General features: G+C 73.4%; 13 protein-coding genes. 4 read left to right on the forward strand and 9 right to left on the reverse strand.

Going from position 1 to position 13,539, the window contains the following annotated elements; translation table 11 throughout:
• Positions 1-71 precede the first annotated feature (71 nt).
• The 4 genes from IE265_RS08905 to zapE form a co-directional block, all read right to left on the reverse strand.
• Entirely contained in the window at positions 72-977 is a 906-nt protein-coding gene (locus tag IE265_RS08905; RefSeq protein WP_190034862.1) for a slipin family protein, read from the reverse strand.
• Positions 978-1,157: 180 nt separating this feature from the next.
• On the reverse strand, positions 1,158-2,654 hold the full coding sequence (locus IE265_RS08910) for a SulP family inorganic anion transporter (protein ID WP_190034863.1): 1,497 nt from the start codon (positions 2,652-2,654) through the stop codon (positions 1,158-1,160).
• A gap of 314 nt (positions 2,655-2,968) precedes the next feature.
• Complete coding sequence (locus IE265_RS08915; RefSeq protein ID WP_190034864.1) at positions 2,969-3,337, reverse strand: hypothetical protein; 369 nt, start codon at positions 3,335-3,337, stop codon at positions 2,969-2,971.
• Between the two features lie 193 nt (positions 3,338-3,530).
• Positions 3,531-4,676 (reverse strand): cell division protein ZapE, encoded by a 1,146-nt coding sequence (gene zapE / locus IE265_RS08920; RefSeq protein WP_190034865.1) that lies wholly within the window; start codon positions 4,674-4,676, stop codon positions 3,531-3,533.
• Between zapE and IE265_RS08925 the strand changes: the two genes are divergently transcribed.
• The 4 genes from IE265_RS08925 to msrB all read left to right on the forward strand — a co-directional run bounded on the left by IE265_RS08925 (position 4,675) and on the right by msrB (position 7,964).
• Positions 4,675-5,487: a pyrimidine reductase family protein gene (locus IE265_RS08925; protein ID WP_190034866.1), complete on the forward strand. Its 813-nt coding sequence runs from the start codon at positions 4,675-4,677 to the stop codon at positions 5,485-5,487. The two genes, zapE and IE265_RS08925, sit on opposite strands and share 2 nt — an antisense overlap.
• A gap of 133 nt (positions 5,488-5,620) precedes the next feature.
• Complete coding sequence (locus tag IE265_RS08930) at positions 5,621-6,094, forward strand: indole-3-glycerol phosphate synthase (RefSeq protein WP_190034867.1); 474 nt, start codon at positions 5,621-5,623, stop codon at positions 6,092-6,094.
• 45 nt (positions 6,095-6,139) lie between these two features.
• Positions 6,140-7,528 carry a UDP-N-acetylmuramate--L-alanine ligase gene (gene murC / locus IE265_RS08935; RefSeq protein ID WP_190034868.1) on the forward strand — a complete coding sequence of 463 codons (1,389 nt, stop codon included), beginning with the start codon at positions 6,140-6,142 and terminating at the stop codon, positions 7,526-7,528.
• Between the two features lie 28 nt (positions 7,529-7,556).
• Positions 7,557-7,964: a peptide-methionine (R)-S-oxide reductase MsrB gene (gene msrB / locus IE265_RS08940; protein ID WP_190034869.1), complete on the forward strand. Its 408-nt coding sequence runs from the start codon at positions 7,557-7,559 to the stop codon at positions 7,962-7,964.
• 85 nt (positions 7,965-8,049) lie between these two features.
• On the opposite strand, the gene IE265_RS08945 is transcribed toward msrB, so the two are convergent.
• The 5 genes from IE265_RS08945 to IE265_RS08965 all read right to left on the reverse strand — a co-directional run bounded on the left by IE265_RS08945 (position 8,050) and on the right by IE265_RS08965 (position 13,322).
• Complete coding sequence (locus IE265_RS08945) at positions 8,050-8,664, reverse strand: GTP-binding protein (protein WP_190034870.1); 615 nt, start codon at positions 8,662-8,664, stop codon at positions 8,050-8,052.
• Positions 8,651-9,007 (reverse strand): DUF742 domain-containing protein, encoded by a 357-nt coding sequence (locus tag IE265_RS08950; RefSeq protein WP_190034871.1) that lies wholly within the window; start codon positions 9,005-9,007, stop codon positions 8,651-8,653. Before IE265_RS08950 ends, IE265_RS08945 begins: the two co-directional genes overlap by 14 nt.
• Position 9,008: 1 nt before the next feature.
• Positions 9,009-9,443 (reverse strand): roadblock/LC7 domain-containing protein, encoded by a 435-nt coding sequence (locus IE265_RS08955; protein ID WP_190034872.1) that lies wholly within the window; start codon positions 9,441-9,443, stop codon positions 9,009-9,011.
• 11 nt (positions 9,444-9,454) lie between these two features.
• On the reverse strand, positions 9,455-12,067 hold the full coding sequence (locus IE265_RS08960) for a sensor histidine kinase (RefSeq protein ID WP_190034873.1): 2,613 nt from the start codon (positions 12,065-12,067) through the stop codon (positions 9,455-9,457).
• A gap of 235 nt (positions 12,068-12,302) precedes the next feature.
• Entirely contained in the window at positions 12,303-13,322 is a 1,020-nt protein-coding gene (locus tag IE265_RS08965; protein WP_190034874.1) for a substrate-binding domain-containing protein, read from the reverse strand.
• Between the last annotated feature and the right edge of the window lie 217 nt (positions 13,323-13,539).

Genomic DNA, 13,539 nt, shown 5'->3' on the forward strand with positions numbered 1-13,539 from the left:
AGGAGAACGTGACCCGCTTGTGTGTATCACGCACTTCGGGACACGTGAACCACACGCGTCGCGTGGCGTTCTCACGCACCGTCGGACGACCCGGATGGCGGGGAAGCCGGATCCCGGCCGGACGGCCCGCCCCGCGAAGGGGGTGCCTGGCCCCCGTCGGCCGTGCCGTACGGCGCCGACGGGCCCGCCCCGGGCGGCTGCTGGGGCTGTGCGGCCGGCTGCTGGGCGCGTTCCAGGAACCGCAGCAGTTCCACCGGGAAGGGCAGTACGAGGGTGGAGTTCTTCTCGGCGGCGACCGCCACCACGGTCTGGAGCAGCCGCAGTTGGAGCGCGGCGGGCTGCTCCGACATCACTCCGGCGGCCTCGGCCAGCTTTTTCGACGCCTGCAGTTCCGCGTCCGCGTTGATGACCCTGGCCCGCCGCTCACGGTCGGCCTCGGCCTGCCGGGCCATCGAGCGCTTCATCGCGTCCGGCAGGGACACGTCCTTGATCTCCACCCGGTCGATCTGGACGCCCCAGCCCACCGCGGGGCTGTCGATCATCAACTCCAGGCCCTGGTTGAGCTTCTCCCGGTCCGACAGCAGGTCGTCGAGATCGCTCTTGCCGATGATCGAGCGCAGCGAGGTCTGCGCCATCTGCGAGACGGCGAACCGGTAGTCCTCGACCTGGATGAGCGCGTTCACCGGATCGACCACCCTGAAGTAGACGACCGCGTCGACGCGCACCGTGACGTTGTCCCGGGTGATCCCCTCCTGGGCGGGCACCGGCAGCGTGACGATCTGCATGTTCACCGTGCGCAGCCGGTCGATGCCGGGGACGACCAGGGTGAAGCCCGGTTCGCGCGGGGCGCCCGCCAGCCGCCCCAGCCGCAGTACGACGCCGCGCTCGTACTGCTTGACGACCCGGGCCGCCGCCCCCAGGTACACGGCCGCCACGGACGCGGTGGCCGCCGCGGCGATGAGGAGTTCCTCCACCATGACTGACGACCCCTCTCCGTCGAGTCGCCGACCCCTTGCCGTGCAGCCGGTTTGTCGTCCCTTTCAACGATATGCCCGGCCCGGGGGCAGGGTCGAACCCCTGGCCGGGGCGGTGGGGTACGGCGGCCGAGGGGCCGCCGGTGCGCGGGAGCCGGGCCGGCTCCCGCGCACCGGCGGGGGTCAGGGCGACATCAGGCGCACGGGCTCGACCCCGCTCGCGCTGTGCCGCTCCGCCCAGGTCTCCAGCGCCGTACGGCACGCGTGGTCCAGGTGGTGCAGGCCCGAGAGGTCCAGCTCGACCGGACGGTCCTTGGGCAGCGCCTCCAGGCTGTCCAGTATCTTCGGCAGCCGCAGGAAGGTCGCGTTGCCCGACAGGTACGCCTGCACGGGCCCCGCCCCCTTGTCCGTGACCTCCAACTTGAGGTGCGAGGACTCCCAGGCCGTCTTGACGATGGCCAGGGCGAGCCCGATCAGGACGCCCTCGAACATGCTCACCGCGACGATGGACACCGCCGTGATCGCCAGGACCAGTGCCTCGCCCCGGTGTTCGCGCCACAGCGCCGCGATCTGGCGCAGCGGGATCAGCTTCCAGCCCGCGTGCACCAGGACGGCCGCGAGCGCCGGCAGCGGAATGTACGCGAGCACGCCCGGCAGCAGCGCCGCGAACAGCAGCAGCCACACGCCGTGCAGGACCCGGGACGCCTTGGTCCTGGCGCCCGCCCGCACATTGGCCGCGCTGCGGACGATCACCGCGGTCATCGGCAGCGACCCCAGCAGCCCGCTGACCGCGTTGCCCGCGCCCTGCGCCATCAGCTCCTTGTCGTACTGGGTGCGCGGCCCGTCGTGCATCCGGTCCACGGCGGCGGCGCTGAACAGCGACTCGGCCGAGGCGATCAGCACGAAGGCCAGCACCGTGCCGAGGAGGCCCGCGCTCGCGAGTCCGCCGAAGGCCTCCAGGTCCGGCGGGCGGATCGAGTCGAGCAGTCCCCGGACCTCGACGGTCGCCACCGGGAGCCCGAAGGCGAAGGTCACCAGGGTGGCCAGCGCGACCGCGCCGAGCGCCGCCGGCACGGTACGCGCCTTCCCCGGGAGGCGGTTCCACAGCACGAGGACGGCGACCGTGCCCGCGCCCAGCGCGGCCGAGGCCGTCGCCGCGGGCGATCCGGCGGTGTCCGCGACCAGTCCCGGCAGTCCGGCCAGCTTGCCGAGGCCGGAGGCGGGGGCCGGGGCGCCCGCCACCGAGTAGAGCTGTCCCGCGATCAGGACGAGCCCGATCCCGGCCAGCATGCCCTCGACGACGGCCACCGAGATCGCCCGGAAGTAGCGCCCCAGGCGGAGGGCGCCCATCGCGAGCTGGACGAGTCCGGTGGCCAGCACGATGACACCGAGCGCGGGAAGCCCGTACGCGCGCACGGCTTCGAGGACCAGCACGGTCAGTCCCGCGGCCGGACCCGACACCTGGAGGCTGCTGCCGGGCAGCAGCCCGGCGACCAGTCCGCCCACGATGCCGGTGACCAGGCCGAGTTCGGCGGGCACGCCCGACGCCACGGCGACGCCCACGCACAGGGGCAGGGCGACGAGGAAGACGACGAGCGAGGCGGCGAGGTCCTGCCGGAGCCGGACGGACCTGCCGCGGCCCCGCTTCGGGGTCCCGTCGTCCGGCGCGGGGCCCGTCACCCCGCTCACCGCGCCCGGAAGGGGTCGGGCCGTCCGTGGCCCGCCCGCACGGCACCGGCGCGGACTCCGCGCGGGCGGGCGGGAGGGGGCGACATGGGCGGGGGGACGTGGGCGCGGGCGGCGGGCCGCCCGCGAAGAAGGCATGAGTGATCGACGAGGTGTCGCATGGGGGGTTCCTCCTGGCGCGCCCGGGAGCGCGTCGGCGTACGGGGGCGGAGCGCGTGCGGGCACGGCGGGACGACCCCACGCCGGCGCGTGGCGGCGGACGTGGCGCGGTGAGGGCGGGTCGGAGTCGCGGCGTGCCCGTGGCGGGATCAGCAGCGGAAGACCTGGAGGGCCGCCGTGGAGTGGCCGGTCGAGGATCTCGTCGTACGGTGTGCGGCGGCGGTGACGCGTGAGACGTCTCCGTGGAGGTCCGCCGGGTCCCCGCGGAGCGGGGAGCGAACGGTCGCATGGGGCGGGTGGTCGCCGGCCCTGACCCGGTCACGGGTCCTCAGGGGGCCGCCGGGGTGGGAGGGGTTTGCGCGCTCGCCGCAGGCGACGAACTCCGCCTCGGCGCCGGGGCCGCCGGAGTGCGCTCCGTGCGCGGACGCGAACGTGGTGGAGGGTGCCGAGAACTGCAGGGCCAGCAGGACGGCGGCGAGAACAGCGAACAGGGTCCGGGCCGTCTTACCTCGTACCATGAGCCCCCTCCCGGCCGTTCTCCGTGCGCGTGCTCTCGCGTCGAAGGCCCGTGTGACGCGGCAGGTCGTTTGCGGACCCAACTTAACGGTCCGCCCCGGGGGCGGACCGAGGAGAACGGGAATCAGCTCCGAAAGAGTCCGAAAAGCGGCGTACCGGGCTACCGGCGTCGGGACCGGGTCGGCGAGTGCCCGGTCACGCCTTGACTTCCTTGATCAGGGGCTTCGCGTCCCGTGCCAGCGCGGTGAGCCGGGATATCGCGCGGAAGTACTTCTTGCGGTAGCCGCCGTTCAGCATGTCGTCGCTGAACAGCCGGTCGAAGGGCAGCCCGGAGGTCAGGACCGGCACCTCGCGGTCGTACAGACGGTCGGCGAGGACGACGAGCCGCAGTGCCGTCGACTGGTCGGGGACCGGCCGCACATCCGTGAGGCAGACCGCCGAGACCCCGTCGGTCAGCGCGCCGTACCGGCTGGGGTGCACCCGGGCGAGGTGGTCCAGCAGGTGCGGGAAGTCGTCGAGCGAGGCGTGCGGCGTGGCGTACGCGGCCTTCGTGACCTGCTCGTCCGAGTAGGGGGCGGGGGCCTCGGGCAGCCCGCGGTGGCGGTAGTCCTCGCCGTCGATGCGCAGCGCGCGGAAGTGCGCCGACAGCCCCTGGATCTCGCGCAGGAAGTCGGCCGCCGCGAAGCGGCCCTCGCCGAGTCTGCCCGGCAGCGTGTTCGACGTCGCGGCCAGCGCGACGCCCGCCTCGACCAGCCGGCCCAGCAGGCTGGACACGAGGACGGTGTCGCCCGGGTCGTCGAGTTCGAACTCGTCGATGCACAGCAGCCGGTGCCCGCTCAGCGTGCGCACGGTCTGCTGGAAGCCGAGGGCGCCGACCAGGTTGGTCAGCTCCACGAAGGTGCCGAAGGCCTTCAGCCCGGGCTCCGCCGGGGTCGCGTGCCACAGCGAGGCCAGCAGGTGCGTCTTGCCGACGCCGTAGCCGCCGTCGAGGTAGACGCCGCGCGGGCCGGCCGGGGCCTTCGCGGGCCTCCTGCCGAAGCCGAGCAGGCCGCGCCTGCCGGCGCCGGACGCGTGCGCCCCGCCCAGTCCCGCGGCGAAACCCTCCAGGACCCCCACGGCCTCGGTCTGGCTCGGCTGGTCCGGGTCCGGGACGTAGGTGCCGAAGCGGACCGAGTCGAAGCGCGGCGGCGGCACCATCTCGGCGACCAGCCGGTCCGCGGGGACGTGCGGCTCGCGGGCGCACAGGGACGACGGGGCCGTATCGGCCGTCGGGGCGGAACCGGGGGCGGTGGAGGTTGACACGGTCCCCCACTCTACGGCGCGTGCCAGACTGCACGGCATGCGACGCCTGTTCCCTGTGACCGACGAGACAGCAGCCCGGACCCCGGGCGACGCCCCCGGAGCGCGGGACGCGGACCGGGAGTGGGCCCTGGAGGAGCTGGCACGCGCCTACGCGTATCCGGCCGCTCCGGCGAACCCCGGCGGCACGGGTGCCTGGCTGCGGGCCAACATGGTGTCCACGCTCGACGGCGCCGCCCAGCACGAGGGGCGCTCGCAGCCCATCTCCGGCGCGGCCGACATGCGGGTCTTCGGCACCCTGCGGGGGGTCGCGGACGCGGTCGTGGTCGGTGCGGAAACGGTACGCCAGGAGGGGTACCGCCCGGCCCGCGCGCGGGCCGACTTCGCGGCGCTCCGGGAGGCGGCGGGGCAGGGGCCGGCGCCCGCGATCGCGGTGGTGAGCGCGAGCCTGGACCTGGACTTCTCGCTGCCGCTCTTCACCGAGCCCCTGGTGCCCACCCTCGTGCTCACCGGCGCCTCCGCGGACCCGGGCAGGGTCGCCGCCGCCGAGAAGGGCGGCGCGCGGGTGGTGATCGCCGGGGACGGTGCCGGAGTCGACCCCGCCCGGGGCGTACGCGCCCTGGCGGACCTGGGGCTCGGCCGGCTGCTGACCGAGGGCGGGCCCCGCCTGCTCGGCCAGTTGGTCGCCGCGGGCGTCCTCGACGAACTCTGTCTGACGCTGTCCCCGATGCTGGTCGCGGGCGACGCCCAGCGCATCGCCGGAGGGCCCGGGACGGCCGTGCCCGAGCGGTTCGAGCTGGTCTCGCTGCTGGAGGAGGCCGGGTTCCTGTTCAGCCGTTACCGTCGGACCTGAGCCGTGGGTGGAATCACCCGTTCCGGTTGTCGTCCGACGGGCGCGCCGAATCATGCGGTACCCGTGCGGTGACGGGGCAGGATGGTTTCCGCAGGGGCCTACGGACGGCCCACGGACGAGAAGGGCGCCTGTCGTGTTCACAAGCGTACTGATGATCGAGAAGGCCCTGACGTCCGCGGACGTGGAGTTCGTCACCACCCTGCACGGCGAGGAGGACGTCGCCTTCCACGTGCTGCTCCAGCCCCGCGGGGACCAGGCCGACCGGCTCCTGCGGGCCATCGACGACGTGGCCCTCGGCGAACTGGACGAGGCGGCCCGCGAGGGGGCCACGCCCGAGGGGGACGAGGCGGTCGGCGAGGGGCAGCAGGCCCTGGACGTCTCCCTGGTGGCCCTGCGCGCTGCCGGCAGCCGGGCGGAGGGCCGGCTGATCGAGGACCACCCACTGGACGCCCTCAAGGGCCTGGTCGAGGAGTCCGGCGCCGACGAGGTCATCGTGCTCACCGACCCCCACTACGTCGAGGAGTTCTTCCACCGCGACTGGGCCTCGCGGGCCCGCCACAAGGTGGGCGTGCCGGTGCTGAAACTGTTCTCCCACAGCAAGGCATAGGCTGACCCCCCAGACCCGTACCGCACCGCTTGGGGAGAAACGCGCATGGCACCCGGCCTTCCTACCGCCATGGACCGACCGCACTTCATCGGCATCGGCGGCGCCGGAATGTCGGGGATCGCGAAGATCCTGGCCCAGCGCGGTGCCCGCGTCGCGGGCAGCGACGCCAAGGAGTCGGCGACCGCCGAGGCCCTGCGCGCCCTGGGCGCGACGGTCCGCATCGGGCACGCCGCCGACCACCTGGCGCCCGACGCCACCTGCGTCGTCGTCTCCTCGGCGATCCGCGAGGACAACCCCGAGCTGGCCCGCGCGGCCGAACTCGGCATCCCCGTCGTCCACCGCTCGGACGCCCTCGCCCGGCTGATGGACGGTCTGCGCCCCATCGCGGTCGCCGGCACGCACGGCAAGACGACCACGACGTCGATGCTCGCGGTGTCCCTGTCGACCCTGGGCCTGAACCCCTCGTACGCGATCGGCGGCGACCTCGACGCCCCCGGGTCCAACGCCCTGCACGGCGAGGGCGAGATCTTCGTCGCCGAGGCGGACGAGTCGGACCGCAGCTTCCACAAGTACGCGCCCGAGGTGGCGATCGTGCTCAACGTGGAACTGGACCACCACGCCAACTACGCCTCCATGGACGAGATCTACGAGTCCTTCGAGACGTTCGCCGACCGGATCACCGCGGGCGGCACCCTGGTGGTCTCGGCCGACCACGAGGGGGCGCGGGAGCTGACCCGCCGACTGCGCGGGCGCGACCTGCGGATCGTGACCTACGGCGAGTCGGCCGACGCGGACGTGCGCGTGCTCTCCGTCGTCCCGCGCGGGCTGAGGAGCGAGGTGACGGTCCTCCTCGACGGCACGGAGTTGGCCTTCGCCGTCTCCGTCCCCGGCCGGCACTACGCGCACAACGCGGTGGCGGCCCTGGCCGCGGGTGCGGCGCTGGGCGTCCCGGCGTCCGAACTGGCCCCGGCCCTGGCCTCGTACACGGGCGTCAAGCGGCGCCTCCAGCTCAAGGGCGAGGCGGCGGGCGTGCAGGTCGTCGACTCGTACGCCCACCACCCCACAGAGATGACGGCGGACCTGGAGGCCATGCGGGCCGCGGTCGCCGGCCGCATCCTCGTGGTCTTCCAGCCCCACCTCTTCTCGCGGACCCAGGAGCTGGGCAAGGAGATGGGCCAGGCGCTCTCCCTCGCGGACGCCTCGGTCGTGCTGGACATCTACCCGGCCCGCGAGGACCCGATCCCCGGAGTGACCAGCGGACTGATCATCGAGGCCGCCCGGGTGGCGGGCGCCGACGTGACGCCCGTGCACGACATGGCGGAGGTGCCCGCGGCGATCGCGGGAATGGCGGGACCCGGCGATCTGGTTCTGACCATGGGCGCGGGTGACGTGACGGATCTCGGTCCCGAGATCCTGGCCCGCCTGCCGAAGTAGCCGTACCTGTTGTGAGGGGTTGAGCTTCATGTCGTACGACGTCGAAAAGCCGGACGAGCAGTGGCGTGCGGAGCTGAGCCCCGGGGAGTACGCGGTCCTGCGCAAGGCGGGCACGGAGCCCGCCTTCACCGGTGAGTACACCGACACCAGGACGAAGGGCGTGTACTCCTGCCGTGCCTGCGGGGCCGAGCTCTTCACCTCCACGGAGAAGTTCGAGTCCCACTGCGGCTGGCCCTCCTTCTACGACCCCAAGGACTCCGAGGCGGTCGAGCTGATCGAGGACCGCTCGCACGGGATGTCGCGCACCGAGGTGCGGTGTTCCCGCTGCGGTTCGCACCTCGGGCACGTGTTCGAGGGTGAGGGGTATCCGACCCCGACCGACCAGCGGTACTGCATCAACAGCATCTCGTTGCGGCTGACGCCCGACGCGGCCTGACCCGGGCGGACCACCGCCCGCCTGACCGCACGACGACCCCGCGCCCCAAGGGCGCGGGGTCGTTCCGTCGGGCCCCGGCCGGGGGTCACCCCGCCCGGCCGGGCCGCCCCGTACCGCCGCCGTGCGCCGAGCCGGCGATCAGCTCGTCGACCAGTCCGATCAGCACGTCCCGGCACGACGCGCGGTCCCGGGCGTCGCAGAGCAGGACCGGCGTGCCCGCCGGCAGCGCCAGCGAGTCCCTGATCTCCTCGGGGGTGTACGGATGCCGCCCGTGGAAGCCGTTGACGCCGACGACGAACGGGATGTCGCGCCGCTCGAAGAAGTCGATGGCGGCGAAGCTCGACTCGGGACGCCGGACGTCGATGAGCACGACCGCCCCGAGGGCGCCGATCGCCAGGTCGTTCCACATGAACCAGAACCGCTGCTGCCCGGGCGTGCCGAAGAGGTAGAGCACGAGTTCCCGGCCGAGCGTGATGCGGCCGAAGTCCAGGGCCACCGTCGTGGCGTGCTTCTCCGGGATGCCGTCGAGGTCGTCGACGCCGAGTCCGGCCGAGGTCAGCGGTTCCTCGGTGCGCAGCGGCGCAATCTCGCTGACCGAACCGACCATCGTCGTCTTGCCCACGCCGAAACCGCCGGCGATGAGGATCTTGACCGAGTCGGGAGCCGGGGCCTCCCGTATCGCGGGGTCAGAGCCGGCCAAGGCCGTCCCTCACTTTCTGCAGCAGGTCCATGTCCGAGGTCCGGGAGATCGGGCGGGGCGCCCGGGCGGTGATCCGCCCCGCCTCCAGCAGGTCGCACAGCAGGATGCAGACCACACTCACCGGCAGGTCGAGCTGGGCGGCCAGCTCCGCCACCACGACGGGCTTCGCGCACAGCCGCAGGATCCGCGCGTGCTCGGGCTGCGGCCGCGCGGCCCGCTCCGGCTGCGGGTCCACGGCGGTCACCGACGTGATGAGCGTGAAGTCGGCGCGGCTGGGCCGGGTGCGCCCGCCGGTCAGCGTGAACGGCCGCACGAGACGGCCCGCCGGATCGCCCCCGTTCACCTCACTCGCCGCCGCCGCCGCCGGTGCCGGCGCGGCCGGCGCGCGGTGCCGCGCTGAGGTGCTCGCCGATCTTCTTCACGAGCATGTTCATCTGGTACGCGACCACGCCCACGTCGGCGCCCTGGCTGGTGAGCACGGCGAGATGGGCGCCCGTCCCGGCCGTGGTGAGGATGAGGTAGCTCTGCGCCATCTCGATGAGGGCCTGGCGCACGGGGCCGCCGCGGAAGTCCATGCTGACGCCCTTGCTGAGGCTCATCAGCCCGGACGCGGTGGCCGCGAGCCGCTCGGCGTCGTCGCGCAGGAACCCCGTGGACCTGCTGACGACCAGCCCGTCCTCGGAGAGCACGACGGCGTGGTTCACCTCGGCGACCCGGTCCACCAGACCGGTGAGCAACTGGTCGAGCTGGCTGTGCGTGGCAGGGGTGGGGCGTGTCATTTCTCTGTCCTTCATGAGCGGTCTGCGGGCGGAGCCGAGGTGACGGACGCGCCGTCGGGGGCTGCTTCCTCCCCTTGGCCGTACGTGTCGTCCGGGTCGGTGTCCTGGTCGCGTGCCCGGAGCGTTCCGCGCTGGAAGCCGGAGAGGGAGGAGGCCGCGCGCTCGGCGGTGAAGTCGTCCGGTCCGTCGTCCGGGCCGACGGGCCCGGCGTCCGCACCGCTGTCGGCCCTGGGGTCCTCCAGCAGTTCGGCGGCCAGGCTGGTCTGCGGAACCCGGCGCGGCAGCGGGGTGAGTCCCGCGCCGCCCCCGGACCCGTTCCCGGCCGCGCCGGACGTACGGCTCCGACCCGCGGCGCCCGAGGTGCCGAGCCCCGCGGCGGCTCGCGCTCCCGGCCCGTCCGCGGCCCGCTCCCGGGCGACGGGCTCCGCCTCCCGGGAGCGCTCGTGCGCGTGCCGTTCGGCGGCGGGAGCCGGTGCGGTCCGCGTGTCCCTCCCGGACGCCGGAGCCGTGCCGGTGCCGCTCCCGGCGGTCGTGGCGGTCGCGTCGCTCGCGGCGGACGGTTCCGGCTCCCGGGCGTGGGAGGAGTCCGTGCTCGTCGGGTCCGTCGGCTCAGTCGTGTCCGTCCGGTCCGTCGTGCTCGTCGTGCTCGCCGTGTCCACGGAACGGGCCTCGTCCGGGAGCGGGGCCGGGAAGGGCTCGCGGACCACGACGTCGTGCGGGACCAGCACGATCGCGGTGGTTCCGCCGTACGGCGAGGAGCGCAGGGTGACGGCGATGCCGTGCCGGGTCGCGAGCCGGGCCACGACGAACATGCCGAGCCTGAGGTCGTCGGCCAGCGCCACCACGTCGAACTGCGGGGGCTGCGCCAACTGGGCGTTGAACGAGGCGTAGTCGTCGTCGGACATCCCGAGGCCGCGGTCCTCGATCTCGACGGCCAGACCCTTGGCCACCATCGCGGCCCGCACCCCTACCGGGCTCGGCGCGGGGGAGTACGCGGTCGCGTTGTCGATGAGCTCCGCCAGCAGGTGGATGACGTCGGCGACCGCGGGCGGGGTCAGGAAGACCTCCTCGTCCGTGTGCACGTCGACCCGCTGGTACTCGGCGACCTCGCCGACCGCGCTGCGCAGGATGTCGACGAGGGCGACCGGCTCGGTCCAGCTGCGCCGGGGCTGCTCGCCGCTGATGATGACGAGGTTCTCCTCGTAGCGGCGCAACTGGCTCGCGGTGGAGTCGAGTTCGTACAGCCCCTTGAGGATCCGCGGGTCCTGGTGCTCCCGCTCCAGGGTGTCGAGCTTGCTGAGCTGGAGGTTGACCAGGTTCTGGCTCTGCCGGGCGATGCCGAGGATGACCTTCTGGAAACCGCGCCTGGTGTCGGCGAGTTCGACCGCGGTGTGCACCGCCGTGCGCTGGGCCGCGTTGAACGCCTGCGCCACCTGGCCGAGTTCGTCGTGCCCGTAGTCCAGCGGGGGCGTGGCGGACTCCACGTCGACCGTCTCGCCCCGGTTGAGCCGCGCCACCACGTCGGGCAGCCGTTCCTCCGCCAGGCTCAGGGTGGCGATCCGCAGCCCGCGCAGCCTGCGGGACAGGGAGCGCGTGATGCGCCAGGACACGACGACGCACAGCAGCAGGGCGACCAGGCCGCCGGCGCTCAGCGAGGCCGCCTTGACCAGGAGTCCGCGCGCCTGGTCGTCGCTGCGTTCGAGGAGACCGGCCGTCTCCTGCCGGATCAGCGCGGTGTACTGGGCGGAGAGCTTGTCCAGCGCGGTGTTCCACCGCTCCCGCGCGTCCGGCAGCTCCACCCGCCTGTCGTCGCCCGCGCCCCGGGCCCGGGCCGCCAGCACCTGGTCCTCGACGGCCTCCAGGGCCTTCCAGTCCGCCCCCTGGAGTATCCGCTCCGTCTGCGCCTTCACCGTGCCGCTGAGCGAGGGCACGAGCTGGTCCTGGACCAGCCAGCGCCGGGCGTTGACCAGTCGCGCGAACTGCGCCCGCGACTCCTCGTCGAGCTCCCCGGACGGCCACACCAGGTGGAGCTGGGCGTCCTCCTGGGACACCAGTTCCGCCGCGTGCTCCAGCGCGACGAGCGGACCGGCCTGCGAGGTGAGGTCGCCGTCGTCGACCTGGGACAGCTCCTGGAAGGCGTGGATCTGGTCGTCGATGATCGACGTGTACTGGTCCAGCGCCTGCTGGGGCGTGATGTCGGTGGGGTCGTCGACCTGGCCCCGGTAGTACTCCAGGCTGCCCACGGAGGCGATGACCGAGTACATGCGGTCCCCGACGCGCTCGGGGGCCCGCTGGATCTCGTCGGACTGGCCGACCAGCCGGGCGACCGCCTCGTCCGTGCGCTGCCGCTGCTCGTCCAGGGCGACACGGGAACTGCCCGGCGAGGCCAGCAGCACGGCGGACAGGCTGCGTTCCTTCTGGAGCGCGAGCGCGGCGTCCGTTCCCATGGCGCCCGTCGACCGGCTCAGCCCTGTCTGGTCGCGCAGCCTGAGCCCCTCGGAGAACATCTGGATCGTCGTCACGCCCCACATCGCGGCGAGGGTGACGCAGGGCACCAGTGCCAGGAGGATCAGCGAGAGGCGTATGGAGCCGAGACGGCGTCGGGGGCCTGTCCGTGGAGACATCGTCGTCCTAGAGCGATCAGCGGGGGGCGGAACGGAGGTGCGGGAGCGGGAAGGGGGCCGACGGCGGTGGGTGGCCGCGTGTCCGGCCTGGCACGGGGGATGCGCAGGATGCTATCCGTACAAGTGACCGTACGCACCGTGAGTGTCCGAATCCTTGTCGGCGCCGATACCCGGAACGCCCCGGCCCGGAACGCAGTTGCCGGGCACCTGGCACGGCAGTGCCGGGGGCACCGGCTCAACGGGTGCCGTCGGCCGCGTACTTCGCGACGGAGGCCACGTTCTCCTTGGTGACGAACGCGGGTCCGGTGAGCACGGGCTTCTCCCCGCCGCCGCTGACGTTGCCGTTGACGCGGTACAGCCAGAGCGCGTCCACGGCGAGATAGCCCTGGAGATAGGGCTGCTGGTCCACCGCGAACTGCACGTCCCCGCTCCGCACGGCCTTGACCAGGTTCTTGTTGAGGTCGAACGTGGCGACCTCGGCCCTGCTGCCCGCCCGTTTCACGGACTTCACCGCCGCGAGCGCGAACTCGGCCCCGTTCGTCACGACTTCGTCGATCGTCGCGTCCCGCCGCAGCGCGGCCGAGACGGAGTCGGCCACCGCGTCCATGTCGGTGCCGTCCACGTAGAGCAGATCGGTACGGCCGCCGAACGCCTTCTTCACACCGGCGCAGCGGGCCTCCACCGCGACGTTGCCCCGCTCGTGGATGACGCACAGGGCGTGCCGGGCGTCCAGGTCGTCCAGCCGGTCGCCGACGGCCCGGCCCGCCACGCTCTCGTCCTGGCCGAAGTACTGCAGCAGACCGCCGGACCTCCAGGCGTCGATGCCGGAGTTCAGCCCGACCACGGGGATGCCGGCCGCCCGGGCCGAGGCGATGGCGCTCCGCATCGCCTCGGGCTTCGCCAGGGTCACCGCGATGCCGTCCACACGGTCGGCGACGGCGTCCCGCACGAGGCCGGCCTGCCCCCGGGCGTCGGGATCGCTCTCGTACGCCAGCTCGATGCCGTCCTTGGCCGCCGCCGTCTCGGCCCCCCTGCGGACCAGCTCCCAGAACGCGTCGCCCGGAGCGCTGTGGGTGATGAGGGCGACCCTCGTACGGGCCTTGCCGGCGGCGTCCGCCCCGCCGGTGCCCCGGTCGGAGTCCGACCCTCCGGAGGCGGAGCACCCGGACGCGAGCAGGCAGCCCGCGGCGAGGACGGCCAGAACGGTGGCGCTGCCGCGTCCGAAGGGGCGCCGACGTGAACGGGTCGGGGTCATGGGTGGAGCACCTCGCTGTGCGGCCGGGCAGGCATGGGGGGTGCGGAGTCGGCGTGCGTGTGGCCGGGTCGAAAGGGCCCGGTGGTCCGACCCCCGCAGGCCGGAGCCAATCGTGTGCGGCGTCCGGTAGTCAAGTGAGCGGCCTGGAAGCGCGGTTGAGGCAGGGCCGCGCGAACGCGCCGAGGGTGTGCGGGACCGGGGCCGGTGCCTCGCGAGG

It is taken from the genome of Streptomyces fructofermentans (assembly GCF_014651055.1).
Classification (GTDB): domain Bacteria; phylum Actinomycetota; class Actinomycetes; order Streptomycetales; family Streptomycetaceae; genus Streptomyces; species Streptomyces fructofermentans.